The sequence below is a fragment of the Halomonas sp. AOP12-B1-6 genome, from assembly GCF_052379225.1.
Lineage (GTDB): Bacteria > Pseudomonadota > Gammaproteobacteria > Pseudomonadales > Halomonadaceae > Vreelandella > Vreelandella casei.
The window spans coordinates 549,835-576,333 of record NZ_JBQSYK010000002.1; the positions used below are offsets into that span (position 1 = coordinate 549,835).

General features: G+C 50.9%; 26 protein-coding genes and 1 pseudogene. 18 read left to right on the plus strand and 9 right to left on the minus strand.

What is annotated here, in order from left to right:
- The first annotated feature begins 4 nt into the window (after positions 1-4).
- The 13 genes from ACT3TR_RS07810 (at position 5) to ACT3TR_RS07870 (ending at position 9,993) form a co-directional block, all read left to right on the plus strand.
- Positions 5-1,099, plus strand: coding sequence for an ABC transporter substrate-binding protein (locus tag ACT3TR_RS07810; protein ID WP_096277102.1), 1,095 nt, complete (start codon positions 5-7; stop codon positions 1,097-1,099).
- A 35-nt stretch (positions 1,100-1,134) separates the two neighbouring features.
- Complete coding sequence (locus ACT3TR_RS07815) at positions 1,135-2,154, plus strand: FecCD family ABC transporter permease (protein WP_226913506.1); 1,020 nt, start codon at positions 1,135-1,137, stop codon at positions 2,152-2,154.
- Between the two features lie 2 nt (positions 2,155-2,156).
- Positions 2,157-2,981: an ABC transporter ATP-binding protein gene (locus ACT3TR_RS07820; protein WP_016239116.1), complete on the plus strand. Its 825-nt coding sequence runs from the start codon at positions 2,157-2,159 to the stop codon at positions 2,979-2,981.
- Positions 2,974-3,489 carry a hypothetical protein gene (locus tag ACT3TR_RS07825; RefSeq protein WP_019282989.1) on the plus strand — a complete coding sequence of 172 codons (516 nt, stop codon included), beginning with the start codon at positions 2,974-2,976 and terminating at the stop codon, positions 3,487-3,489. Before ACT3TR_RS07820 ends, ACT3TR_RS07825 begins: the two co-directional genes overlap by 8 nt.
- Positions 3,490-3,501: 12 nt before the next feature.
- Positions 3,502-3,927 (plus strand): phosphonate C-P lyase system protein PhnG, encoded by a 426-nt coding sequence (phnG, locus tag ACT3TR_RS07830; protein WP_081194694.1) that lies wholly within the window; start codon positions 3,502-3,504, stop codon positions 3,925-3,927.
- A 4-nt stretch (positions 3,928-3,931) separates the two neighbouring features.
- Positions 3,932-4,489: a phosphonate C-P lyase system protein PhnH gene (phnH, locus tag ACT3TR_RS07835; protein ID WP_048766753.1), complete on the plus strand. Its 558-nt coding sequence runs from the start codon at positions 3,932-3,934 to the stop codon at positions 4,487-4,489.
- Positions 4,489-5,502, plus strand: a complete 1,014-nt coding sequence (locus ACT3TR_RS07840) for a carbon-phosphorus lyase complex subunit PhnI (RefSeq protein WP_016239120.1) — start codon at positions 4,489-4,491, stop codon at positions 5,500-5,502. The genes phnH and ACT3TR_RS07840 overlap by 1 nt, the downstream gene beginning before the upstream one ends.
- Complete coding sequence (locus ACT3TR_RS07845; RefSeq protein WP_048766754.1) at positions 5,499-6,311, plus strand: alpha-D-ribose 1-methylphosphonate 5-phosphate C-P-lyase PhnJ; 813 nt, start codon at positions 5,499-5,501, stop codon at positions 6,309-6,311. Before ACT3TR_RS07840 ends, ACT3TR_RS07845 begins: the two co-directional genes overlap by 4 nt.
- The gene (locus ACT3TR_RS07850) at positions 6,304-7,068 is read left to right on the plus strand and encodes an ATP-binding cassette domain-containing protein (protein ID WP_016239122.1); all 765 of its coding nucleotides are present in this window, start codon (positions 6,304-6,306) and stop codon (positions 7,066-7,068) included. Before ACT3TR_RS07845 ends, ACT3TR_RS07850 begins: the two co-directional genes overlap by 8 nt.
- The gene (locus tag ACT3TR_RS07855; protein ID WP_016239123.1) at positions 7,068-7,682 is read left to right on the plus strand and encodes an ATP-binding cassette domain-containing protein; all 615 of its coding nucleotides are present in this window, start codon (positions 7,068-7,070) and stop codon (positions 7,680-7,682) included. Before ACT3TR_RS07850 ends, ACT3TR_RS07855 begins: the two co-directional genes overlap by 1 nt.
- Positions 7,683-8,002: 320 nt before the next feature.
- The gene (locus ACT3TR_RS07860) at positions 8,003-8,965 is read left to right on the plus strand and encodes a porin (RefSeq protein WP_086961201.1); all 963 of its coding nucleotides are present in this window, start codon (positions 8,003-8,005) and stop codon (positions 8,963-8,965) included.
- 132 nt (positions 8,966-9,097) lie between these two features.
- Positions 9,098-9,598, plus strand: coding sequence for a hypothetical protein (locus ACT3TR_RS07865; RefSeq protein WP_141393022.1), 501 nt, complete (start codon positions 9,098-9,100; stop codon positions 9,596-9,598).
- A 56-nt stretch (positions 9,599-9,654) separates the two neighbouring features.
- Positions 9,655-9,993, plus strand: a complete 339-nt coding sequence (locus ACT3TR_RS07870; RefSeq protein ID WP_141393021.1) for a hypothetical protein — start codon at positions 9,655-9,657, stop codon at positions 9,991-9,993.
- Between the two features lie 146 nt (positions 9,994-10,139).
- Here ACT3TR_RS07870 and ACT3TR_RS07875 read toward each other — a convergent pair whose 3' ends face one another.
- The 5 genes from ACT3TR_RS07875 to ACT3TR_RS07895 form a co-directional block, all read right to left on the minus strand.
- Entirely contained in the window at positions 10,140-11,027 is an 888-nt protein-coding gene (locus tag ACT3TR_RS07875) for a hypothetical protein (protein ID WP_096277095.1), read from the minus strand.
- Between the two features lie 689 nt (positions 11,028-11,716).
- The gene (locus ACT3TR_RS07880) at positions 11,717-12,778 is read right to left on the minus strand and encodes a TniQ family protein (protein WP_192524527.1); all 1,062 of its coding nucleotides are present in this window, start codon (positions 12,776-12,778) and stop codon (positions 11,717-11,719) included.
- A 20-nt stretch (positions 12,779-12,798) separates the two neighbouring features.
- Positions 12,799-13,689: a TniB family NTP-binding protein gene (locus ACT3TR_RS07885; protein WP_176483352.1), complete on the minus strand. Its 891-nt coding sequence runs from the start codon at positions 13,687-13,689 to the stop codon at positions 12,799-12,801.
- Between the two features lie 9 nt (positions 13,690-13,698).
- Positions 13,699-15,534 (minus strand): Mu transposase C-terminal domain-containing protein, encoded by a 1,836-nt coding sequence (locus tag ACT3TR_RS07890; protein ID WP_176483351.1) that lies wholly within the window; start codon positions 15,532-15,534, stop codon positions 13,699-13,701.
- Between the two features lie 50 nt (positions 15,535-15,584).
- Positions 15,585-16,274: a TnsA endonuclease N-terminal domain-containing protein gene (locus ACT3TR_RS07895; RefSeq protein ID WP_217990263.1), complete on the minus strand. Its 690-nt coding sequence runs from the start codon at positions 16,272-16,274 to the stop codon at positions 15,585-15,587.
- A 131-nt stretch (positions 16,275-16,405) separates the two neighbouring features.
- Between ACT3TR_RS07895 and ACT3TR_RS07900 the strand changes: the two are divergent.
- Positions 16,406-17,077 (plus strand): annotated as a pseudogene (locus ACT3TR_RS07900) (ATP-binding protein); the annotation flags it as partial.
- On the opposite strand, the gene ACT3TR_RS07905 reads toward ACT3TR_RS07900, so the two are convergent.
- Entirely contained in the window at positions 17,025-18,071 is a 1,047-nt protein-coding gene (locus ACT3TR_RS07905) for an alpha/beta hydrolase (protein WP_096277087.1), read from the minus strand. The pseudogene ACT3TR_RS07900 and the gene ACT3TR_RS07905 overlap by 53 nt on opposite strands.
- Before the next feature lie 238 nt (positions 18,072-18,309).
- Between ACT3TR_RS07905 and ACT3TR_RS07910 the strand changes: the two genes are divergently transcribed.
- Positions 18,310-20,496 (plus strand): malate synthase G, encoded by a 2,187-nt coding sequence (locus tag ACT3TR_RS07910; RefSeq protein WP_096277085.1) that lies wholly within the window; start codon positions 18,310-18,312, stop codon positions 20,494-20,496.
- An 87-nt stretch (positions 20,497-20,583) separates the two neighbouring features.
- On the plus strand, positions 20,584-20,997 hold the full coding sequence (locus ACT3TR_RS07915; RefSeq protein ID WP_096277083.1) for a PaaI family thioesterase: 414 nt from the start codon (positions 20,584-20,586) through the stop codon (positions 20,995-20,997).
- A gap of 5 nt (positions 20,998-21,002) precedes the next feature.
- Here ACT3TR_RS07915 and paoC read toward each other — a convergent pair whose 3' ends face one another.
- Genes paoC through ACT3TR_RS07930 form a run of 3 tightly spaced genes read right to left on the minus strand, consistent with a single transcriptional unit; the run spans position 21,003 to position 24,707 of the window.
- A complete protein-coding gene (gene paoC, locus ACT3TR_RS07920; protein ID WP_096277081.1) occupies positions 21,003-23,189 on the minus strand; it encodes an aldehyde oxidoreductase molybdenum-binding subunit PaoC in 2,187 nt (728 codons plus the stop codon).
- Positions 23,190-23,193: 4 nt separating this feature from the next.
- Complete coding sequence (locus ACT3TR_RS07925; RefSeq protein ID WP_096277078.1) at positions 23,194-24,144, minus strand: FAD binding domain-containing protein; 951 nt, start codon at positions 24,142-24,144, stop codon at positions 23,194-23,196.
- Entirely contained in the window at positions 24,141-24,707 is a 567-nt protein-coding gene (locus tag ACT3TR_RS07930) for a 2Fe-2S iron-sulfur cluster-binding protein (protein WP_096277076.1), read from the minus strand. The genes ACT3TR_RS07925 and ACT3TR_RS07930 overlap by 4 nt, the downstream gene beginning before the upstream one ends.
- A gap of 184 nt (positions 24,708-24,891) precedes the next feature.
- On the opposite strand from ACT3TR_RS07930, the gene ACT3TR_RS07935 reads away from it, so the two are divergent.
- On the plus strand, positions 24,892-25,872 hold the full coding sequence (locus tag ACT3TR_RS07935; protein WP_096277074.1) for an XdhC family protein: 981 nt from the start codon (positions 24,892-24,894) through the stop codon (positions 25,870-25,872).
- A complete protein-coding gene (locus ACT3TR_RS07940) occupies positions 25,862-26,482 on the plus strand; it encodes a nucleotidyltransferase family protein (protein WP_192535999.1) in 621 nt (206 codons plus the stop codon). The genes ACT3TR_RS07935 and ACT3TR_RS07940 overlap by 11 nt, the downstream gene beginning before the upstream one ends.
- The last annotated feature ends 17 nt before the right edge of the window (positions 26,483-26,499 follow it).

A 26,499-nucleotide genomic window follows, 5' to 3' on the forward strand; every position in this document is an offset into this window, starting at 1 on the left:
GGTTATGACCTCAATACCCCGTTGCTTTGCCGTGCTAGTAGCGACAACTTTGTTATCAGGTAACTTGTCAGCGCAAGAATTTAACTTTACTGATGTAACCGGACAGGAAATTAAGTTAGAAGCCCCTCCTAGACGTATCATTACTCTGCCCAATCCAGCTGCAGCTACCTTCATCGCAATAGATGGTTCTACCGAGCTGTTAGTGGGTATGAATGAGGGCTCTAAACGAGCCTTTGAGAGCGGTATGATGAGCGTTATGTTTCCTGAAGCTGTTGATATCTCCAGTGACATTTTGTCGGAAAACGGTGGTTGGATGCCCAACGTAGAGGCCATCGCAGAACTTAAACCGGATTTAGTCATCCAGTGGGGTGAGCGCGGCGATGATATCGTAGCTCCACTTCGCAATGCAGGTTTGCCCGTTGCTCTAATGGTAGGCGGTGGCAATGCGGGTACAGAAGAGCTGGCCCGAGCCAATATGAAAATGGTGGCTGATATCACGGGTAATACTGAAAAACTGTCAAAGCTTATTGATTGGCGTGACCGTGTACAAAGTGAAATTACTACTGGTTTAAAACAAGTAGGCTTTCATGCAACACCAAGCATTTTGCATTTGCGCTCTGCCAAATCCAAGTTGACTGCTACTGGTGAGAAAAGTTATCAACAAACCTTCATCGAGCTGGTTGGCGCTAAAAATGTAGCTCAAGGAGCTGGCGTACAAAGCACTGTTAGCGTGGAACAGATTCTTGAATGGAACCCAGATATTATCTTACTTTCCGCAGCAGAGACGGATGCTGGATTAGAAGCGATATACGACGACCCATTACTTTCTCGCTTAAATGCCGCCGTACAAAAACGCGTTTATAAGACACCTCAAGGTGGATATATCTGGGATAGTGCTTCCCATGAAAGCCCCTACACATGGATGTGGCTGGCCAATCTTACTCATCCCGATATTTTCTCTTTTGACCTACGTCACGAATTAAAAGAAGGCTTCAAATTACTTTATAACTTTGACCTATCGGATGAGCAGATAGATCGAATTCTGCGTATTGCTATGAACGGCGACAGTCACGGTTATCAAGTGTTTCGTAAACAATGAACACATATACGCGATCGATTCACTCGTCCTCAGAAATGGTTGAGCCAGTTACCCTGAGCACTTGGCGTGCTAGTCATTGGCCTCTTTTGTCCCTACTGCTTATAGCGACTGTGCTAATCGGGCTATCAGTAGGTCGATACAGCGTAGCGCTAGATGAGATTGTAGCCATCCTATATGCAGCCTTACGAGGTGATAACTCACAGCATATGGATGCGTTGGTGATCTTGAATGTACGCTTGCCGCGCATATTATTGGCAGGAGTATGTGGGGCTGGGCTTGCCATCTGCGGGGTAGCCTTACAAACCTTATTTCGTAACCCTCTCGTTTCACCTAAAGTGCTAGGTTTATCCTCAGGTTCAGCATTAGGAGGATCACTGGCAATTTTGGCTGGAGTAGGGGGGCCGCTACTGATGGGGGCTACGTTTGTATCAGCATTTGCTGCTCTGTTTTTAGTAGTGCTGATTTCAAATATGGCGGGTCGTACTTTGATGACTATTGTGCTTGCTGGAATTGTTATTGATGCTTTATTTGCAGCAGGTATTTCGTTAGTTCAATATGCCGCGGATCCAGAAACGAGTTTACCTGCCATCGTCTTTTGGCTGATGGGAAGCTTTGCAACGGCGAGTTGGGAAAAATTTGCACAAACTGCTCCTATACTCATTGCCAGCATTTACCTACTGAATAGAATGCGCTATCGCATTGCTGTACTCGCTATGGGTGACGACGAAGCTAAGTCGTTTGGCATCCATGTTGCACGCTCCCGGATGATCGTCTTCGCGTTGATTTCTATCATTATCGGCGCCTGCGTAACCGCATCGGGCGTAGTGGGGTGGGTAGGACTCGTAATCCCACACTTTGCTCGTATGTTAGTAGGCGAAGATCACCGCCGGCTCTATTTCACGAGTCTTATGCTGGGTGCCACTTTCATGATTTTGACTGATACGTTGGCTCGTAGTTTAACTGCTGCAGAGATTCCTTTAGGCGTACTCACAGCTCTAGTTGGCGCCCCCGTCTTTGTGTACTTACTATGCACTCGTCGACGTGAAAGGGCTTAATCATGCAAACCGTCTTTACCTCTCATCTCAGTTTAACTGGAGCGTGCGTACGTTTTAGTGAACGTGTGATTTTTCAGGATTTAAGTTTTAACGTACAAAAGGGCGAAACGTTGGCCATTTTGGGCCCAAACGGACGCGGTAAGACTACGTTGCTAAAAGCTCTATTAGGCTCACAACGTTTAGATCAAGGACAACGGCAGGTACCCCACCTCATCGGCTATGTACCTCAATACCAATACGGTAGTGAAAACCATTGTTGCCTCGATGTGGTACTCATGGCACGAGCCGCCTTGCTTCCCATGTTCAGCCTTCCTTCACAGCGGGATCGTAAGCTAGCTCTTGAAGCATTGGAAAAAGTAGGCGGAGGGCATTTTGCTTATCGTTTATATGGCTCTCTATCCGGCGGCGAGCGCCAATTAGTGTTGCTTGCTCGTGCTTTAGCTACTGGTGCTGAGGTACTCATACTTGATGAGCCGGCTTCAGCTTTAGATTTAGCTAATCAGGACTTATTGCTTAACGTCTTATTCGAGTTACGCCGAGTACGTAGCCATTCGGTCGTTTTTACCACTCACCATCCGCAACACGCTCTGCATCTCGCAGACAAAGTACTGCTGATGCACACCAACGATCAGATTAAATTTGGTCCAGCTGATGAGCTGTTAACCGAGTCTGAGTTATCCCGTTTATACAACGTCAGACTACGCCGTCTAATGGTGCAAACGGGAGAACATTTTCAAAGCACAATCTGCCCGGTTTTTGGAATACGTGAACCGGATCAAGATATGCCCATTTCTTATCCTCTAAACAAAGGTAAATACAATGAGTAACGATACAATCTCCTATCTGGAAAATGGACATGAATTTACAGTCCACTTTGATGAGTTATTAAAATACCACGGTGCCGGTTATCCGGGTGGTGTAGCCCACGGGCTAAAAGTTATGCAGCGAGCCTGGCCCTTGCTAGATAATGGTCGTTTGCCTGAACGACGTGAAATTCGCTGTGTCACAGCCTTTGGAGGCCCAGGGGGTAGAGATGCGATTGAGTTTGTTACCCGCGGTCTTACTGAGGGTCGCTACATTGTTGATAACTCAGTAGGGCTCGAAGAAGAAGAGTCCCCCGGTGGTCGTTATTACTTCCGTTTCGAGTACCGTGGCACCGCTGTTGAAATCACCATCCGTCCCGGACACGTACGCCCCGAGTTCATTCAGTTAGCACGCAAGAAAGACCGCTCACCAGAAGAAGAGATCATTTTGGCTGAAATGAAGCTCGAAATGGGAGAACGCTTGTTAGTCCAGCCCGCAGAAGATATTTACAACGCTACCGTATTATCGTAATAAGTCATAGCCATGAGTCAAGAACGTCAAACTTGGCTCGGGCTACTTGCCCGAGCTAACCGAGATTATCTGGAAAATATCTGGGCTACTTACAATCCGGGTGTGCCTATACAAAAACTCGCTGGCCCTGAAACGGGGTTGGTGCAGCTCAATACACAAGCTTGTAAGGCCTCAGTGTCATTTCAGTTTGGTGAGGCTTCTTGTACTCGCTGCGTAATCGCTATTGGGAAAATTCAAGGTTACGCAGTACATTTGGGCTCCGATCTACGCAAAGCGGAGTTAGCGGCCTATCTAGACGCCTTTCTACAAACGGCCCCCTCCCACCAACGTGAGCTGGTGCTGCACCCTATACGCCAACAGTTAGAGCTAAAAAAGGCTGAGAGGGAGCAGCTGACGGCTGCTACTTCTGTACGTTTCTACACCACACAAAAAACTTAGAATCATGAAAATACCTTTACGATCTGAGCACAGACATGACGATGAGTTACATCGGCAGACGCGTACTTATCGGCGACTACTGCATGCCTTTGGTTACCCAATGCGCATACAGCAACTAGAAGAGCGTGCTATTCATTGCATCGTTGACTGCCTTCTAGACAGCCAAACGACGGTAGCTATTGAGGTGGAAAATAAGGAATTAACAAGCCGTATTTTGAATACAGGCGCAACCTTGAGCCAAACTCCCGAATGGGTTTTTGCAGGTTCTCAACGGCATCACTTACAACATATTCCAGCAGGAAGCCGTGAGGCGCCTGAAAGTGGGGCAACCCTTGTCATGGAAATAGCCGCCATATCACCTACAAACGGGGGGCTTGCTATACGAGCCACCGGTGCAGGACTCAACAAACCACACACTTTATATTTTTCAGGGTTACATCAAAATGTAGTCATTGATCATATTGCTTTTCGTGCCGATTACCCGCGTGGAGTGGACCTACTACTATGCGCTGACACGCAGCTGGTTGTATTACCACGTCACTTAACTTTGGAGATCATTTAATGTACGTACCAGTAAAGGGTGGTGAACAAGCAATTGCTGCTTCCCGTATAGCCGTAGAACGGAGTCGCCGAGGCGACGACACAATCCCCGAGATTGAAATTAATCAAATCATGGCACAAATGTCGTTAGCTCTTGATCGGATCATGAGTGAGGGGGGCTTATACGATCGACGTTTTGCTGCTATTGCCTTTAAGCAAGCTCAGGGAGACATTGCCGAAGCGGTATTTCTCGTACGTGCTCATCGCGCGCAATTAGCCAATTTTGGCTCAAGCCAAAACATAGATCTAAAAACAATGCATTACAGTCGCCACATTTCCGCCACGCAAAAAGAGTTGGCTGGAGGGCAAATTTTAGGCGCCACTTACGACTACACCCACCGCTTACTGAATATGGATTTAGAACACTCTCGCCCTCAGTGCGAGTTACCTAAATCAGTGATAACAGCTCCCTCATCGCCCTCTAGCTCTGAGCCACTGTACGCAGATCTTATCCGCACCGAAATATCTAAAGCTCCGATAGACATTACGCGAACTGTTTTGCCTTCTTTACCTGATCCTTGCGAGCGTCTCGCTCATCTCGCTCGTGGCGAAGAAGGCTACTTAACTGGATTAGCTTACGAGAGTTTGCGTAAAGCCTCAACGAGTCATCCCTATGTAGCGCAATTAATGAGAGGGAGCGTTGAAATATTCGTAGAGCTGGAAGACCTCAATTTAACCGTATCCATTGGTGAGGTTGAGTTAACTGCCTGCACTACTGTGGCTCCAAATTTTAGCTCATCTCCACATTTAGAAGCGGGTTTTGGTATTGCTTTTGGAGCTAACGAGCGTAAAGCCGTCGCCATGGCAATCGTAGATCAGCACTTTAAAATTGAGGGTGCTACCAGTGATGCACTCATGCATACCGACGGAGTCGCTGCATCCGGCTATGTCAGCCATTTGAAATTACCTCATTACTCTGACTTTGATGCTGATTTAGCGCGTTTACGCCGAGTTCAGGCTAAGGAGGAAATATGAATTATGCCTACCTTGATCTACCGTCCAAACAAGAAATACGTCGTAAAACCCTAAAAGCACTCTGTCTACCTGGACGTCAAATACCTTTCTCAGCTCCTGAGCTACCCATTGCCTATGGTTGGGGGGTAGGAGGCATGGCTATTACCGCTGCCTTATTAGAACCGAATGACACGTTAAAGGTAGTCGATCATGGTTCGGATGATACCGTTAATGCCCTGAATATCGCGGATTTTTTTACTAAAACGGCAAACATATCAATTACGACAACAAGCTCAAAGGCTACTCTCATTCAAACGCGTCAGCGAGTCCCTGAAAGCCCGTTGCGGGAAGAGCAAATTGTGGTGTACCAAGTTCCTCGACCTGACCCTCTACGTGGATTTATTAATGATGCGGCCGAAGCACTGACACGGCACGCACATCATGATTACGGTGTCGTGTTAAGCGCTCTATTTGAAACATGGTTGCAACAAGATGAGGCGTGCTTAGGATACGACCACCCTGTGATTGTTAATGATGGGGTCTTAATGTCACCGTCGCCTATTCCTGCTATGGATAACCCCCGCATGGCGATGATGCCTGCTATTCAGATTTTTGGCGCCGCACGCGAGCGACGAATTTATGCATTGCCTGCCTATACACCCTTAGCAAACTTAGCTTTTGTTGACCTGCCTGCTAGCCTGAAAAAAGTCGATACAGCATGTTGTATCTGCGGCTCATCTATTCATTATTTGGATAATATTGGTACGTCAAACACCCCCCATTGGGTATGTTCCGACTCCGAAGCATGCAAGGAGCGCGCTCATGTTTAGCTTGCCAGATCCCGTGCTGACAGCACAGGCTATCTCACTTGAAATAGCTGGGCACCGTATTTTGTCGGATTGTCACCTCAAGCTTTATCCTTCCGAGGTTCTCGCTTTAGTCGGCCCCTCAGGTGCTGGAAAATCAAGTCTTCTGAATATACTTGCTGGACGACAGCTATCTAACAACTGTCAGGCTCTTTCCCTTTTAGGCCAGGATTTACTACGTACCAGTCTTTATCAAACTAACCTTTTACGTCGGCGGGCGTGTGGCTATGTGGCTCAGGATGCCAGCACAACCCTAAACCTGAGACAAAGTGCCGCCACTAATATCGTACGTCGTCTTTTTGATTTAGGTGACAACCGTGCGGTTGATGCACTCAAACAAGCACAAAAATGGGGCCAGCGACTTGGTTTATGTCCAGAACGATTACATGAGCCAGTGAAGAACTTTTCGGGAGGGATGCGCCAACGCGTACAAATCGCTGCGGCCATGATCCATCAGCCGAGCATTTTATTTTTAGATGAACCCACTGCTGGTCTCGACTCAGTCGCTCAAGCAGATTTTTTAGATGTGCTCTCTAATTTGAGAAACCAAACACAGACTGCCATGGTGTTTGTGACTCATGACTTACGTCTAGCTCGACTCATTGCTGATCGGGCCATCGTGATGGATCAAGGCCGCATCGTCAGCGAATCCATTATGGATCGTTTGCTTACTGAGCCTGAGCATCTCATCGCCCAAGCTCTTGTTAAGGCAATGATTTAATGAATAAACCAACTGTGATTTTGCAGTATGAAGGCAATGGCATACATCATGGGCCACTTCGCATAACGGCACAAACAGGGCAGATCGTACAGATCTGGGGAGCGTCAGGCTCAGGAAAATCGACTTTGCTCTCACGAATTTGGGGAAGTCGAAGCTTAGGAACGGCACACTTGTGCATACGAACCCACGATCAGCAGTTCACACCAAGCACAATGACACCCGCCCACTTTGCATTTCTACGCTCACGATTAATGTCGTACGTAGGGCAACATCCTACCGTACTACCTCGCGAAAAACTTGTGGATTGGTTTGCTCTAGTCCCCACAAAGACAGTACTCGACGGACTAAGACTGCTGGACCTCTCTCCTAGCTTACTCTCTCGCTATGCCTGTGATGTCTCTGGTGGTGAACTACAGCGTTTTATGTTGCTTCACGCTTATTTTTCTTCTCCTCCAATCTTACTTTTAGATGAGCCCTGTACAGGATTGGATCCAGAGCGTAGTCATCAGGTGAGCACGCTTTTATTACAGGCTAAAGCCGCTCAGAAACTGGTTATTTACACCAGTCATACGAGTGCCAGTTGGGTGGATCAGTCAATCTCTTTAGACGGTTAAACCGTCTACATTTAATTTAACCTGGAAAAGTACTCATAATGAAAAAAATTTTATTGGGATCTGCGTTGAGTGTAGGTTGCCTAAACTTCGTTCATGCCGATACCTCAGTCACACTGGTAATCCCCCCACCAAACCGTAGTGCTTTAAAGTAGAATTTCTCGCAAAGGAAATTCAATGAAAAAGTCTCCCGCTTTGGCTGAGTGAGCGGCTTATTAATGCCTACGCCATACAACATTTAATAAAAAAGAGGAGGGCCAAAAAGAAAAAAAATCTCACGGCAGTGTAAAAACAAACTCAAAAAGATAAATCAGGGAGTAAACATGTTGTTGAACAACAAAAAATGCCATGGCATTTCTACATTGGCACTAGTAGCAGGTTTAGGGTTTTCAGGAACCACACAGGCATTCAATGTGTATGAAGACGGAGAAACTTACTTTGACCTATATGGCCGTATACACTTGACGTTAAACAACGATGACGGTAACGACTATATTAGTGAAGAAGGTTCACGCCTTGGCTTTAAAGCTGGACATAGGATAAATCCTAAGCTAGAGGGTTTTATAAGAGCCGAGTTTAGATTCACCGCTAATGATCGTGACGAGGCACGGCCTAACGTCATTGATGATATAAGGAACACATATGTAGGGCTACGATTTGAAGACGTCGGAGCCGTAAAGGTTGGTAACTTTGACTCCATCTATTATCAGAACATATCCAAGGTTATCAATGTAAGAAATACTGTGGATTGGCGAGCCTTGGCAAAAGGTGGTGCCCGCGCCCGTGGAAACTCTATCTCTTTTGAATCCCAAAGTTTCGATGGCTTCAGCCTGGGTGTCGCTGGAAAGCTCGATCCAGAAGATGAAGATGCAGGTGAAGAAGAAACACTTAACCTAATGGGATATGTAGCCTATGAAACAGGCCCGGTACGTTTTGCCGCTGGCTATGATGAAGCAGAAGGTGATGATGATGCTCTACTCGGGGCAAGCGTAACCTACAAAATATCTCCACAGCTAAGTGTCGGTGCGTTATTTGAAGAGCAGGGAGATATTCGTCATTATGGTATAGCACCCGTTTTTAGTTACTCAGAAGGCAAAATATACGGGAACGTCAGCTATATGGAAAATAGTGACATGAATTTGAGTGACGTCCAATACGTTGCGGGTGGCAGCTACCGGCTTAGTGATCCAATGTTTGTATATTTAGAATATGCTAGCAGTACAGATAGGGAGATCAATGCGATTGATAAGGATTGGTGGGCTTTAGGGGTTCGATACGATTTCTAAGTTTCACAGAGCCCATTAATACAGTTATCAGCGCTGCGTTGGGTTCTAGGTGACGAATGGGATATGTTGGACACCTAAGTTAACGAAGCATTACAGATAGATAGTTAGGTGCTTGTTGCCAGAAAGGCACGCATGCGCACTCATAAACCGTTAAATTTAGGGGGTTTTGTGCCTGAATGGGCTATTAGATTCTTTGATTCGATCTCATCTGTAACATCAGCAGCTAGAGCACTAGGTACGGTTTTGCTTGTTCTATTGCTCTGGAGGCCAGCCTCAAAACTATTCTCTAATATTGGCTTTCCCGATGATTACATAATTCTTTTCCTGACAGTTGGAGCGTTCTCCGTTTCATACCTTGTAGTCAGGTTGCTTGAAATTGGATGTCTCAAGATCTTAAGTTTGCAGAATGATCGAAAGGCTAGTTTAAGAAAAGAGAGAGATCTGGCCAACTTTAAAAAAAAGGTGAGAATGACCCTGCCACACCTCAATCCCAAAGAACTCAGAGTTCTTCGGGAATTGGTTGAATCAGAGCAGCGCATGGATATCCGGGAAAAGGAAGTTAGCTGGCTGAGCAAATCGGGTTGGATCACAAAAATACATCAAGCACCCGCTGCTGAGTTTTTTTCCAGCTGAGCCCTGTAGTACGTCCACTTTTTATTGAGTTCGAAAAAAATCGTTTTAAGGGGATGGTGAATCAAACGATTTCTAATCTTACTGAACCGCAGCGAAATTTTTTGGAGCTTTTTTGGCAAGAGCCGATAATTCATGGCACAAGGGAAAGCCAAAATTCAATGCCTTACAAAATCTACCATGCTGGCTTGGGATTAGTCACTGTACTTGGACTTTCAAAATCAGAATGGCGAGAAGGTGGACACCTGTGCGAGCGATTTGCACTTAATAACTATGCAAAGTCGAGATTGGAAGATGAGGTTTATGGTATTCCTCCTGTTCGGATTGAAGTTGATCTGAACCTCGAATATGTAGAAGGTCCCGGTTCCTCAGGTGGTGGAGCGCGAGGTCGGATTTAACAATCACAGGCATCAGTATTGACCACTAGAGCGAATAGCCAATTTGATGCGAATAAAAAAATGGCAAAGGTGTGGCAGCCTGTCAGCGATAACAAATGGTTATCATGCGAATTATCATAGGGCTCACATTGGCCAAGCTCTACACCTTACATTCCTATTTGCGCTTCAAGCTTTTTTACATGGTACCGCACAGTTCCCGTGCTCATAGGCTGCATACGGCTTCTGCCAGCAAAGATAAAAGCCTCAGGGTCGATTCCCAACTGATCTACCTTCATTAAATGAGGCAGCGGCCCGAGGAGCTCGTAGCGCTCATCATCCACAGTAATGAACACCTTTCGGCTGGATTGCACAACGTGTGCACAGCGAAGCATAAGTACCTTTTTTAATGGCAACTGATAAAGCATTGAAATTGCTGCAGGCATTAAAGCTTTAGCTTCGCGCTCGTTCGGTGTTGAAACAAGCTTTTCCATTACTGCCTTAATTTTTTTAACGTGTTGCTTATTGCTTATCCCTTTATTTTTTTTCTCAGGTAACACGAGATTAACGGCGTATTTATCTTTGGCAAAGGTTCTGAAAACAGCTAAGGAAGCACAATGCCCTGGCTTTTTCTTAGCATGAGATACGATAGCTTCTTCGGGAAGTTCCTGAATGGAAGATACCTTGGCTGACATCAATAGCTCTATAGCTGCTCGCAGATAGTTCCTAACAGTCAAAGGTTTGATTGGTGTCTCTTTGTAAGTAACTCTCTCACTCAATTCTTTTGCATAGTCGACGACCTCACGATGCCAAGGCTGCTTCTCATAACATTGCAAAATATCATTAATCCTCTTATTTTCAATCGCTTGCTCTTTCTCTTCGTTATCCCACTCTATGCCTAGTTTTTCTACTAAGAAATTCACCACATGAAAAGAACGGCGAAGCTTTTCAGCTCCAAATAAATTGAATAAGTGTTGCTGATCAATATCTCTGACGGACAAAGTATTCCGTTCGAGTATGACCAAAAAACGCGCATAACTATCTATTCGCGTCGTCATATTTCCCGCTTGCCTAGGAAGCCTTTCCCAAGAGCAAAACTCAAGAAATAGCGCTCTACACCAAGAAGCTTCAAATAACTCAAGGTTCAGCATTATTCGTCGGTCTAAACGGCGTTTTAAAGAACAGTCTTGGCAAGGGGCGTTGCCACCACCGGGAGTATCTGCTCCACAGTCAGGACATGAGTGAGTTTTTGGATATGGCCCGCTGCAATCTCTACAAACAGCTCGTCCTTCAACATCATATTGATGGAGCTGACGATATTTCCGACAAACCGAGCAGGTTACAAATGCGCAGGCCTTCCTTTCGCATGCCTGGCAGATAATCTCTGAAAGTTCACCATTAGTGATGCGTGAATATCTGCTAGAAAGACATCCACAACGGGAACAGGTATGTTCCTCTCGCCCATGCGGAGCGCAGCTTTTGCAAAACGCAGCGTGACCAATAAGATAACCGGCTCTCGGCAGCGGCTTATCGCAGCGCGCGCAGACACGGTGCAGCCTGAGGCACTCACCGCAGACCGGGTTCTCTTCATACTTATGGGCTCGCACTGACTCGCCGCATTTAGTGCAAGTCTTCTTCTTAAACTCACGGGCATAACATGTCGAGCAGTAAGCGCTCCCTTTGTAGCGCCTTTGCGCCTTAAGCATGGATCGACCACAGTCATCACACTGCAAGTGGGGCTTATGACTCACAAAAATGGGTATCCTAAAAAACTTAATATATGTCGAGCTCTTTCCTGGCGGAACTGTACAAGCTCAGTTCGTCGGCACCGATTTAGACAAGGGCCTTTTGGCTGCTGATTCGTGCTGCGCGTTCTTCGTACCCCCACAGGCAGATATGACAACTGCTCAGCAAAAAAAGCAGGCATTATAGATTTTATGAATGTCCTCTGAGTTAGACCAAGCACACTTGAACCTTCTTGGAATGACGATGGCCAATCAAGAAGCCAATATGCCAAGGTTTCCAAAATTGCAGTCCTATAGGCAACACGCTGATGCTCATACAAGCAACGCTGATTTGAAGGACGATGGAAGGGTTTCAAGTCGTAATGATGCCTCAGTCGATCATGCTGTAGCGAATTAGCGAGCACGCCTGCCATTACCCGAATGACACTCAGAGCTTCCGGACTGGTGGACGCTTGTGGGAGCAAGTTAGTCGGAGTTCCATTCGCTAATTTCAGTAGCTGGGATTGAAGAGCTAACACTAATGGAGAACAGCACAAGGTTGGTAACTTGCGAGAAAGAAGCGACACCCCACATACCGTACAGCGATCCATTCTTTGCACGGTACTTAGATGTGGCATCAATGGCGCATCACAACGTGGGCAAGCATCGCTCATCATGGCGCCATGGTAAGGACAAACAACCATAAACCCTAAACGCCAGTCACGATAATAGATGGCCCCATAATCCTTGAAGCATTCGGAACAATATTGGAGGCCGTGCTGGGTACGTACCTTGTTAGATATCCCCGCTGACAGAAGAAAGGGGACATTTCCCTGACGATGAATTTTTACCAAACTCTGCTCAATTGAACGTAATGTCATCCTTTCGACTGACGCAACATCAAAACCTGAGTGGCGCGACACGGTATAGAGCAGCTCATCACTGGCACTACGATCAATGTCACGGCTCCAGATAGGAATAGATGGAGCCCAGTAATTAGCAAACCGATAGGGGGTCAGGCCGTGAGCAAAGGCGCTACGCATCAACCACGAAGTAAACAGCTCATTCTTAGCTGGTGATAGCATGATCGCCCAGCTTCCTCTGATCACAGTTTAAGCGCCTCCTTGCCATAATCAGAGAGTTTAACCCAGCCGATGTTATCAAGAAGCTTAGCGTCTATATGCTCTTTACCATCTCGGATCGCTTTAACGGTCGCTCTTTTAAGCACGGTCGCTACGCCGCCGATGGTGCCCCCACTCATACTATGTAGCTTTATCGCGATATCCTGACTAGACAGCTGAGAGGGCTCAGCTAATGGCAGTAAGCGTTCAAAGCTGGCCAAGAGGCGCAAGAAGCTAACATCTAACTGCCATCGAGGTAGTGCCAGCGGCTCAAAGCGACTTGAGAGTTGAGTATCGGTGTGCAGCGCGAGAATGGAGTCACGCGTACCGACGGCTACAAGCGGAAGCTGTAGCTTATTGCTCAATCTTTTAAGCATTCCTAGAAAATGCCTCTGTTGTCTTGCACTTCCATGTAGCACATTGTGGATTTCATCAATAATGAGCATCCTGGCTTGTACGTAAGTTAATACCGAAATAGCTTGGTTCTCCTTACGCTGCACGGGATCCGTATCTCTGTGGGCTATCTTTAATGACAGAAGTAACTCAGTCCAAAAACGCCCCTCATTTGGTTCGGAGGGCATTTCCATAACAATGACAGGTGCTAATGGCTCTCCAGAGGGAAGAATCTTCACAGGATGCTTTTCTCTGAAACGGTCGATTAATGTACTTTTTCCATTCCCGCTTTCTCCGACCAGCAACGTGTTGGGCATCCGCTGTACACGGGGATGTGCTAATTGATCCTCAAGCCGGGTCATGATTTCTTTGGCCCTAGGATAGGAAATCCAATGGTTTTGCTGAGCGAAATAAATGCGGTCTTCCGTCGTCCAGGTGAGTGTCTCAGCAATCTCTGGCTTGAGGTGATCAAAATGGGCCATATTCATTCCCTAGGCATCGTCATCGAATGGTTCTATAGGCAGTGCGAATATATCAATCTCACTTTGCACCTCTGTTTGAGGTGGAGCAGGAAAAACACTCTTAGCAGGCGCTTGTGTTTCAACAGATTCCGTTTTCTTGGCGAGTTTCTTCGTCGTATTGATACGAGCCATCTGACGTCTTGCTTGCTTCGTTTTCGTGACGGCCTGTTCAACACGATGACGCATCTTGAGAATGGTCTCAAAAATCACATCCTCATCAACATGCCGCAGTCCTTCCTCTCGAATGCGGCGAGTTGCTTCCCGTAACTCCCACACACTAATCGCTGGTCGAGTAGGATTCCGATAAGGAACCATGTAATAGATCTCACTTTCAGGGTCGTAGAAATAGACTTTACTGATATCGCGTGGATCACGACGGATAGTAAATGAACGAGCCTTCGTTTGATTTTCGGGGTCTTTTGAACCAATCCAAGGGTTCAACACTTCATGGTAGTAATTAATTTCATCCAGCTGGACGCCGTAGCGCTGCACAGTGCGTGAATAAAGAGGAAGGAAGTCTAACTTCAAACGCGTGGGGTCAGTTGGTATAGGCGGCATCCCCAAGCCCGGCTGTGTTGAGTCTCCTAATATACCGAGTTGCCACTTGCGCATTGGTGGCATGTTCAATTCAGAATGCTTGCGACGGTGATACACCCCAACAATAAATTCAACTAAATGCTGCTCAAACTCACGAAGGGTGAGCGCTGATTCTTTTTCTGAGTCATATCCTTTCCGTTGCTCAACGTTGGAAAATGTTGTGCCAGGTAAGGTGTGTATCTCATTTGCAGCAGTACCCATATAACGCTCTATATGTCCGCCGTAGTGGGGAAGCTTTACCGGACGTAATTGCAGGTCGATACCGTATTGTTCACAAGCCCGGCGCAGCATTTTCCCCCGGAATTCTTTCGCGTTATCAGCATGCAGAACACGCATTTTCCCCCAGACTGGCCACTCTTGCCCCACCCCCAGGTTTGCAAGATATTCATGCTTAGGCAACATGGCATTGGAGACACACAAACCCACTGAGATAGCACTGGGCTTTTCCATGCTAACCGCAATCCCCACCACCATTCGTGAAAAGACATCAATAGCCAGAGTTATCCACGGTCGGCCAAGCGCCAGACGATGCTCTTCATCAACTAAGATGACGTCAGCAGGCGTATGATCTATTTGAACAACAGCAAGAGGGAAATCCGCATTTGGAAACTCTCCCCTGATAGGAGCAAAGGTGTCACGCGCCTTATCTCGTAGCCCGCGGCGTCTCATCGTTTCACGTGTCGAAATCTGTTTTATGCGGTTACGGATTGTATTGGAGTGAGGAGGAAGTAAACCGGCCTGTTTGCAATGAGCTTTGACAGTGATAATTACGTCACTGGGCTTATATCGTTGACGACTTAGATATAAGTCATTGATCGCCCCTTCGATTATTGCCTCGACTTTCTTATCGAGCTTTTTCGTACCTGGCTTGCGGCCTCGCGGGGCTGGTATCAATGCTGAAATATGGCCAGCCTCGTGATAGTCCTTAACCCATTGGTATAAAGTGGCAACGTGAACACCGGCTTCTTCTGCTAACTGCTCTGCCTTTGCACGAGTACGAAATGGATCGTCAAGTAGAGGACGGATTGCTGCAAACCGCTGCTGAGCAACTTGCCAGTCTTCGTCTTCGATCTCGGATAAATCCTTTCCTTCAGCAACACCACCTTCTCCAAGCTCTATATCCGTTACGGGACGAAGCTGATGCGCAGACAGACGGTGCACCTCTCCAGTGTCGGTATCTTTAGCAAGGAGGGTTGCTGCATCCAACAAGTGCGAAACTCTATAGGTACGACCATTGGCTGTTATCACAGACCCAGTAGTTACCGATAGAAAAGCGGGCTCTGTAGCCATAAGAAACCTTCTCCGTTAGTAATCCATATGGGGCTGGACATGTTTAATGGGCGTATGAGGTCAGCATGAACACGGCCTATAGCGATCATTTGCCATAAACAACTAAGCGCACACATACGCTTTTCCTCATTCGCATAAGCAGCTGTAAGTAGAATTTCAGGTGTTGTTTCACCGAGCACGGCAAGGGTTCTAGCCAAGTGAGTAGCGGTAGCCGAGTCCTCTGCCAAGTCCCTATAGGCCCTTAGAAATCGTGCATTGTTCAATAGGCCAGTGCCTCTAATCTCTCGCTCAGTCACAATGCGAAAGCCCCAACCTTGCTGCTTGCAATAGCGTATAGCTGCCTGAAATTTAGGCTTCATAATGTGCCAATTTTCTCTCAAATCTTCGCGATACTTAACCTCATACAGAATCGGCGCCGCTTCATCCGAGTAAGTCACGAGCATATCGGGCGTGTACTGACGCCTTTTTCGATCATCATCTTGATACTTAAGGGTTAGCGGCTGCTCACAAACCGTAGCGACCAACGGATCAAAATCGAGGATCATCAGGAAATCGCGCTCTAATGATGACTCAAAATTGCAAGTGCTTCCTCGTAAGAAAGAAACCTGCCCAGTAAGGCTCCTTCGGTTAGTTCCAATAACTCTAACAGGCCGATTCATATTCAGTCGCCTATATATTTGTGATTTTAACACCCAGTCGCTTATATTGGTGTCAATTAGTAGCGTATTTACTTGTCGAAAATAACGTAAGATATTGTTCCAGTATAGCATTAGTAGCTGTTTTTAGTGGAATTCACAGCGGCTCAAAACCTAAGCCCGGTGAAATTTCGCTCGCCCATCACGGCGTGCTGTTTTTAGACGAGCTGCCCGAGTTTTCGCGTAATGTATTAGAGGTTTTGCGCCAGCCGCTAGAAACGGGAAGTATTCATTTAGCCCGCGCTAGCCATGAGCGCCGCTACCCCGCGCGCTTTCAGCTGGTAGCCGCTATGAACCCCTGCCCCTGTGGACATTTAGGCGACCCTAGAAACCGCTGTCAATGCACGGCCAGCCAAATTCAGCGCTATCAAGCGCGGCTTTCCGGGCCGTTACTAGACCGTATTGATCTTCAAGTTGAAGTACCGGCGCTGCCGCCGGAGCAGCTTACCGCCCAGACCCAGGGCGAACCCTCCGCAGCGGTGCGCGAACGCGTAATGGCGGCACGTGAACGCCAAATGCAACGCGGCGCGCTAAACAGCCAGCTGAGCGGCAAAGCGCTGGAAGCCGCCTGCGCGCTCAATGATGAAGAGCGCGCTTGGCTGGCGGGGGTGCTCGAAAAACTCAAGCTTTCCGCCCGCGCCTACCACCGCGTGCTGCGCGTCGCGTTAACGCTTGCCGACCTTCAAGGTGTCGAAAAGCCCACTCAGCCGCACCTTATTGAGGCGATTGGCTACCGGCAGCTGGATCGAATGTTAAGGGGGGCGTAGCCGCAGGCACGGCTTGCTGCTGGCTATCGTTAAGCTGATCTAAAAAACCATCCAGAGCTTCAAACAATACTTCACGGATGGCATCGGCCTCGTTCACAAGATGGTGACGGGCGTCTGGGTGTCGATGAATCTCGTTGTTGGGAAACTTCTCCGCCAAAATGGCTAAATTCCATTCCCAATCGACCGTTAAGTCTTGCTCGCCCTGAAGAATAAGAGTGGGCAGCGCCAGCGGCTCTAACGCCAGCAAGCGAGGCATCCAGCGGCGCATCGCGCTTACCCATGCCACGCTTAAGCGCTCAGGCTGCAGCGGGTCGCCATCGCGCAGAAACGCGGTGAACTGCTCATCCGTGGAGTTGGGACGATATTTACGCGGCAGCTCCTTTAAAAATGGGCTGGCGATTAAATGTACCCAGCTCGCTTGACTCCAGCCCCAAGGCCGCACCAGCGGCGCCAGCAGCACCAGGCCTGACCAGCTGGCTGCCTCACGGCGGGTGAGCGCATCGGTCGCCAGAATGGCCGCGCCGGTGCTTTGCCCCACGCCCAACCAAGGTGCAGGCGCCATGCCCTGAGTTTTTAAAATCGTCTGCACGTAGGTCAGGCTGTGTTGATAATCCTCAAAATCTTCTATTTCCGCGCGCGCGCCGCTAGAAAGCCCGTGACCCGGTAAATCCCATAGCACCACTCGCCAGCCCTTGGCGAGCAGGCGTTTAAGCAAATGACGATACAGCCCCATATGATCAAAGTAGCCGTGAACCACAAACGCGGTCCCTATCGGCTGAGGAGGACTCCACACTTGGCACCACAGCGTAAAGCGGCCCGTATTGATAAAGCCTGCATGAACTTCACTGGCATCGGTTAGCAGCGCCTCCAGGCCATAATGGTGGAAGTAGTCCTGCATCGCATCTGCCAGCATTTCCCCTGGCAACAGGCGGCTAAGGGCAGTCTCGCCCGCAGCATGGCGAAACAAGCCTTCCAGATGTTGGAAATCATGCATGGTTGTTTCTCCATAGCGCCATTTTCCGTTGGCCTTAACGCAACTGATGGGTTGCGCGCCTAGCGCCTAGTACTCAGCACCTAGCACCTAGCACCTAGTCATTTGGTCGAGCATTTTACCACTTTAGGGTCTACGCTGTTTACATGCCCAACCAGATATGGAATTATTTTCCATAAATATATTTTACTCTGCTTGTGGCAAACATATTACCCACAAGCAATCTGACAGGAGAAACCCTATGAGCGAGCGTATCACGCGCCACGGTTTACAGGTGGCAACCGATCTAGATCGTTTTATCAATGAACAGGCGCTACCAGGAACAGGCGTTGATGAAAAGGCCTTTTGGGCCGGTGTTGATGCCCTGTTTCACGATTTGACACCCAAAAACCGTCAATTGCTGGAAGAGCGCAACACGCTGCAGGAAAAACTGGATGCTTGGCATCGGGAAAACCCTGGCCGTGTTAACGATATGCCAGCGTATCGCCGCTTTTTGAAAGAGATTGGCTATTTAGCTGACTCTCCTGCCAACGTGGCGGCCACCACAGCTAACGTTGACCGCGAAGTTGCCGTGCAAGCCGGCCCCCAGCTGGTTGTGCCGGTTAGCAATGCGCGCTATGCGCTGAACGCCGCTAACGCGCGCTGGGGTAGCCTTTACGATGCGCTTTACGGCACTGACGCTATTTCAGAAGAAGATGGCGCTGAAAAAGGCACCAGCTTCAATCCAAAACGCGGTGCCAAGGTCATTGCCTACGCCCGCGGCGTGCTGGACCGCGCGGCGCCGCTCGCTACTGGCTCGCACCGTGATGCGATCAAATACGCCATTCGTGACGAACACTTGGTGGTCACTCTGGAAGGCGGGCGTGACACCGGCCTGAAAGACTCGGGCAAACTGATCGGTTTTACCGGTGACGCCGCTAAGCCTGACTCCATACTGCTCGCTAATAATGGCCTGCATCTGGAAATCCAGATTGATCCAACCGATTCAATCGGCAAAACCGACCCGGCTGGCGTGAAAGATGTGGTGGTTGAAGCGGCTCTGACCGCCATTATGGACTGCGAAGACTCCATCGCCGCGGTCGACTCAGAAGACAAGGTTGGTGTTTACAGCAACTGGCTGGGCCTGATGAAGGGCGATCTCGAAGAGAATATCGATAAAGGTGGCAAGACCTTTACGCGCAAGCTCAACGCTGACCGCACTTGGCAAACCACCGATGGCGGCAGCGTTACATTGCCCGGCCGTTCGCTGATGTTCGTGCGCAATGTCGGTCATTTAATGACCACACCGGCAATTCTGGACGAAGATGGCAACGAGCTTCCGGAAGGTATTCTGGATGCGGTAGTGACCTCGCTACTGGCGTTGCACGACCTAAACAAAGACGCCGATCAGCCACGTAACTCACGCACCGGTTCTGTTTATATCGTCAAGCCGAAAATGCACGGCCCGGCGGAAGTGGCCTTCGCTAACGAGCTGTTCGGTCGCGTTGAAGACATTTTGGGCATGAGCCGCGACACCCTGAAAATGGGCATCATGGACGAAGAGCGCCGCACCACCGTTAACCTCAAGGCGTGCATTGCTGAAGCGGCTTCGCGCGTGGCGTTTATCAACACCGGCTTCCTGGATCGTACCGGTGATGAAATGCATACCGCGATGGAAGCAGGCCCCATGGTCCGCAAAGGCGATATGAAAAGCGCCAAATGGATCACCGCGTATGAGAAGAGCAACGTGCAAGTCGGCCTTGCCTGTGGCTTGCGCGGCCGCGCGCAAATTGGTAAAGGCATGTGGGCCATGCCTGACCTGATGCACAACATGCTAGAGCAGAAGATCGGCCACCCGAAAGCCGGCGCTAATACCGCCTGGGTGCCTTCGCCGACCGCAGCTGCGCTGCACGCTCTGCATTATCACCAGGTCAACGTCACCGACGTTCAGCGCGAGCTGGAAGCCCTGGGCGAGCCTGACTACTTAGACGACCTGCTCACAGTGCCGGTGGCTGAAAACGCTAACTGGTCGGATGAAGAGAAGCAGCAGGAGCTAGATAATAACTGCCAGGGCATTCTGGGCTACGTTGTACGCTGGGTAGAGCACGGCGTGGGCTGCTCGAAAGTGCCGGATATTCACAACGTGGGCCTGATGGAAGACCGCGCCACGCTGCGCATTTCCAGCCAGCACATTGCCAACTGGCTGCACCACGGCATTGTTGATGCGCCGCGGGTGGAAGAAACGCTCAAACGTATGGCGAAAGTCGTCGACGAGCAGAACGCAGACGACCCGACCTATACCGCCATGAGCGCTGACTTTGAGGGTTCCACCGCCTTTAAAGCGGCTTCAGACCTGGTCTTCAAAGGTCGCGAACAGCCTTCTGGCTATACCGAGCCGCTACTTCACGCGTGGCGCCAGGTGCATAAAGCACAGGTTCATAAAGCATAGGTTCATAAGACCTAGTAAATTGGTTTTATGGTGTAATCAGCCTCGAGGCTTATGCCTCGGGGCTTTTTTTATAAAAGGAAAACAACAATGACCGTGATGAACGCCGAGCAGATTGAACGCTTTCTGGATGACGTCTTTCCCCAGCGAATGGGTAGGATTGAGAGCGTCGGCGAGATGCGTGCCACTATGCGGCTAAAAATTGGCCACGAGCACCTGCGCCCTGGCCCGCGCGTTTCCGGCCCCACCATGATGGGCTTCGCGGACGTCGCACTGTATGTGGCTATTTTGGCGCAGATTGGCCCGGAACCCATGGCCGTGACCAGCGATTTCAACTGCCACTTCCTACGTGCGGCCTCTGGTGATCACGACATTATCGCCCATGCCAAATTGATTAAACTCGGCCGCCGCTTAGGCGTTGGGGAAGTGCAAATATACTCAGCCAGCGATGACATACGCCCTGTCGCGCATGTCACCGCCAGCTATGCGCTGCCCATTACCTGATTGCGCTAGCTTACTTCAGGGAGCTGGTCGATCATTCGATCAAGCGTCATCGGGTACTCACGTAGCCGAACGCCGGTCGCATTATAGATCGCGTTGGCAACCGCGGCCGGCACGCCACAAATACCCAGTTCACCCACGCCCTTTGCCTTGAGAGGCGTTGAGGCCGCATCCGCCGTGTCCAGGAAAATAATCTCCTGTTGAGGAATATCGGCATGCACCGCCACCTCATAACTGGCGAGATCGTGATTGACGAAGAAGCCACGCTCAAGATCGGCGGTGAGCCCCTCCATCAAGGCGGCACCGACGCCCATTGTCATACCGCCAAGCACCTGGCTACGCGCCGTTATCGGGTTTAGAATGCGCCCCGCATCACATGCCGCCAGCATGCGTCGAACACGGGTTTCGCCAGTATGCGCATGCACAGCCACTTCAACAAAATGCGCCGCAAAGGTGCCCATCTGCATGCTGTCTTGAAAATCACCAAAGTGCATCGTATCTTCAGCGACCAGCTCTTCGCCATCGAGGATATCGGCAAGTGCGAGGTCAGTCGCATCTGCCACCACTCGGCGGTTTTCAAAGCGCGGCGTGTCGAGATTTAAACGCTTGGCGATCAGCGCTTGAAGGGCCAAACAAGCGGCATACACGCCGGCGGTGGCGCTAGCGGCGCCGAACTGGCCGCCCGAACCGGAGGAGACAGGATAATCGCTGTTGCCCAGCCTGACCTCGACGTCGGCTAGCTCAAGCCCCATTGTTTCGGCAGCTGTCTGGGCAATAATGGTGTAAGAGCCGGTGCCGATATCGGTCATATCCGTCTCAACGATCAACCGCCCGCCCTGCAGGCGAACGCGCGCGCCGGAGTTCAGCGTCAGCGCCCCGCGATAAGCGCCGGCCATGCCATGGCCAATCAGCCACTGCCCTTCTCTCATTGCCCCCGGAGTGCGGTTACGTGCCTCCCAGCCGAAGGCGTCGGCACCTTGGCGTAAGCATTCAACAAAGTGGCGTTCGCTAAACGGCTTGGAGGCATCCTCGGGGTCCACCTGCGTATCGTTGAGAATTCTAAACTCGACGGGATCCATACCCAGCTTTTCCGCCATTTCATCCATGGCAATTTCTAGCGCAGCAAGCCCCGACGCCTCGCCTGGCGCACGCATATCCGCTGACTCAGGAAGATTCATGTCGATGGCCTGGTGGGACACACGGCGACTCTCTGCGGCATAAAACGTGCGGGTCTGATTGACCGGATTCTCGCCGCTGCCGCCGGGCAGCGTATGCGATACCGCCGAATGGTCGAAGGCGGTAATCTTGCCCTGAGCATTGGCGGCAATGCGCAGGCGCTGAATAGTGCCGGAGCGATGGGTGGTATTGTTGAACACCATGGGGCGCGGCAAGGCCAGCTTGACCGGATGCCCGCAAGCACGTGAGCCAAGCGCTGCCAGCACCGCATCGGCACGTAGCCAAAGCTTGCCGCCAAAGCCACCGCCAACGTAGGGGCTTTCTAAACGGATAGTGTCTGGCTCGATATTAAACGTGGTCGCCAGCGCCTTATGCGTCCAGGCAATCATTTGATTCGAGGTCCATACCGTCATCTGCTGGCCATCTGACCAGTCGACGATTGAGGCATGCGGCTCCATCATGGCGTGGCTTTGGGAAGCGGTGCGATAAATCTCATCCACCGTGACAGGCGCAGCTGCAAACGCAGCGTCCACGTCGCCCACATCGGCTAGCGGCTCGCCGGTGCCCTGCAGGCGCTCCCAGGCTGCCTCAAGGTCAAAGACCCCCGGCGCTTCCTCGTAACTCACCTTGATCAGCGCGGTAGCGCTGCGCGCCTGCTCAAGGGTGTCGGCCACCACCACCGCAATCGCCTGATGGTAATGCTCGATAACGTCGCCCCCAAACAGCCGTGCGTCGTTACTTTTGGCGCGGCCCAATGGCTCAATCTCTAGCGTTGTCACCACGCTGACGACGCCCGGCGCGCCACGCGCAGCCGACGCATCCATGTGGGTAACTCGCCCATTGGCAATGGTGGCGCACAATGGGTAGCCGACCTTTTGATTCGCCACCACGTCATGACGCTCGTAGGCGTAAGGTGCACGGCCCGTGACTTTTAGGATGCCGTCAATCCGCGCATGGGGCTTGCCGATAATACGGGCGCGATCAAACAGGTTGTCTTCGGTGGGTTGATTGAAATCCATGGGGTCACTCCTGAGCCAGCAGCGCGGCAAGCGTTCGCTCTGCCAGGGTAAGCTTGAAGGCGTTCTCTTGCGTGGGGCGGGCGCCGTTGAGCAAGCGCTCCATTAGCGCAGTTGCCCCCTTCGGCAACGCCGCATCAGCTTCCTCGCGCCGCCACGGCTTGGGGGCAACGCCGCCCAGCGCCACACGCCCGCTGCCGTCAGGGGTCTTGATTAGCGCAACGGATACCAGTGCAAAGGCGTAAGAGGCGCGGTCGCGCACTTTATAATAGGCGTGACGCCCTTCGACAGGCGCTGGTAGAACCACGGCGGTAATCATTTCGCCTGGTTCCAGCGCATTTTCCACCTCGGGTGTGTCGCCAGGCAGGCGGTAAAACTCATCAAGCGTGAGGCGCCGAGTTTTGCCGCTGGGCATGACGGTCTCTATGTCAGCGTCCAATACCCTGAGCGCAACGGCCATATCCGAAGGGTGGGTGGCGATACACCGATCAGACGTGCCGATAATTCCCAGTTGGCGCGACGTCGCGCCATCACCCAGTGCCGCACAGCCCGCGCCAGGCGCACGCTTATTGCAAGGCATCGCCGTATCATAAAAGTAGGGACAGCGGGTGCGCTGTAAAAGGTTGCCGCCCGTAGTGGCTTTATTACGCAGCTGGCCCGAGGCGCCCGACACCAGCGCCCGGCTTAATACGCCATAATCTCGGCGAATGCGTGGGTCGGCCGCAAGCCCGCTATTGCGTACCATTGCCCCCACGCGCAAACCGCCGCCGCTGGTGGGCGTAATATCATTGAGCCCGGTTCCCGTCACATCGATCAAGTGCTGCGGGATTTCAATCTCGTGCTTCATCAAATCAAGTAGATTGGTGCCTCCGGCGATGAATTTAGCGCCGGGCACCTCTGCAGCCCGCGCGGCCGCTTGGGCCGGGTCGCTCACTCGTTCATAAGAGAAGGCTCTCATGCGCGCTCCTTAGCGACCTGAGTAATCGCTTTTAAAATATTGGAGTAAGCACCGCAGCGGCACAGATTGCCCGACATCCGCTCACGAATTTCGGCATCGGTTATTTCGATCGGTGCGGTTAAATCATTGGTTACATGGCTGGGAAAGCCTGCCTGCATTTCTTCCAGCACTGCGCTGGCCGAACAGATTTGTCCTGGGGTGCAGTAACCGCACTGAAACGCATCATGATCGATAAACGCTTGCTGCATGGGGTCGAGCTGGTCGGCTGCTGCTCGCCCCTCGATGGTCAAAATATCATCACCGTCGTGCATAACGGCCAGCGTCAGGCAGGCGTTAATCCGCTCGCCATTAACCGACACCGTGCAGGCGCCGCACTGCCCATGGTCGCAGCCCTTTTTTGTGCCCGTCAGCTTTAAACGCTCACGCAATGCGTCCAGCAATGTCGTGCGGTTATCCAGCTCAACGTCGTGTCTTGCTCCATTGACCACGAAAGAGACGCTTGAGCTCTCAGCGCCACTGCGTAAGGTGTCGTCACGCCTTTGAACGCTACTAGGTGGGTTCATAAATGATGCCTTCCTTGCTCACTGCGGTCGTTTAATGAATGACATAACCGCTTTAGCATAGCCATAATTGTTGTAAGCAACCTGTCTCCTGAGCCGAAATTGCTTAAAAAAACATGTCGTGAGATGACGGCCCACGCCAACACGGGCAATGGAAGCCGTTTGCTAACAAGGGGATGCGTTTGAAATGCAGCATTTAGATCGACAGGTGATCGAGCAAGCCATCGCGTGGGCACAGAAAAGTGAAACGCTTTGGCTGTGCACCGTACTGGCAACGTTTGGCTCATCGCCACGCGCCCCCGGGTCATGGATGGTGGTCAGCCAAACGGGACAGTTTATCGGCTCACTATCAGGGGGCTGCGTAGAAGAGGACTTTATACAGCGCCTGGGCGCGGGTGAGTTTGATCAGCCGATCACCGTCATGCGCTATGGCGACCCTAACGACGCGCAAGGCGCTCACCTCGCGCTGCCCTGCGGGGGCATTCTAGACGTGTTGATCGAACGTCTACCCGCCGAACCCGAGACACTTGAACACCTAACGACCTTGCTGGCCGCCCTGCAAGGCCACCGCCGCGTGCTACGTAACGTGCATTTATCCAGCGGGGAGCGTTACTTTACCGATGAGCCCGGCCTAGGCCCGCGGGTAATACACGATGCTGAATCAGGCATTGTTCAGATGCGCCTCGCCCCCGCCAGAAGGCTCATTATTGCCGGCATTTCACCGATTTCAGCCCCGTGCGCTGCCTTCGCTGTCACCCTGGGGTTTGAAGTCATTGTCTGTGACCCCGATGAGGCAGCCTGCGAGGACTTTTCAGTACCCGGCGTAGCGGTTAAAGCGTTACTGCCTTCCGTTTATATCGCTGCCGGTGCTTGCCATAGCGCCACCGCAGTTGTAGCGCTCACCCACGACCCGCGCATTGATGATTTGGCCATGATAGAAGCGGTGCGCACGCCGGCTTTTTATATTGGTGTAATGGGCTCAAGACGCACATCAGCTGCCCGCGCCGGGCGGCTGCTGCGCTCCGGCGGGCTAAGCGAAAAAGAAGTCAACCGACTGCATATGCCGATTGGCTTAGCGTTAGGCAGCAAGACCCCGGCGGAAATCGCTCTCGCCGTCATGGCAGACATTGTGCGAGTGCAGCATGGGCGCGCCATTAATGAGCTCTAGCCACGTTGTCGCCTTAGTGATGGCCGCCGGCTACTCCCGGCGCTTTGGCCAGCACGACAAGCGCAGCGCGATGCTAGCCAGCGGGCAGTCGCTGCTGGCAACGTCCGTCGCCCATGCTGAGTATTCCTTTACGCTGCTACGCGTGGCGATTCGTGAAGACGACACGCCAAGCTTACTCGGCCTGGCCGACACCATGGCGCTAATTCAGCTGCAAACAGCGCACTTGGGCCTGGGATCAAGCCTCGCCGAAGCGGTAGCCGCGCTGAGTCATGACCCGCGTCTGGATCACGTTCAGGCGGTCGCGATTTTATTGGGCGACATGCCCTGCATTGAACGCAAGACGCTGCTGGCGCTTCAGCGGTTAGCCACCCGCGACACCATCCTGCGACCCTGCTATGAAGGGCGGCCAGGCCATCCGGTGATTTTTGGACGAGAATTCTGGCCAGCGCTTGAAACGTTAAGTGGCAATAGTGGCGCCCAGCCGGTTATTCGTCGCCATTTATCCCAGTATCGAGAATATGACGTGCAGGACGACGGCACGCTTATCGATATCGACGCGCCAGCAGACATCGCGCGTGTCGATAGCAGGCGCACAGAACAAGCCCCATAAAAAAGCGCTACGGGCGG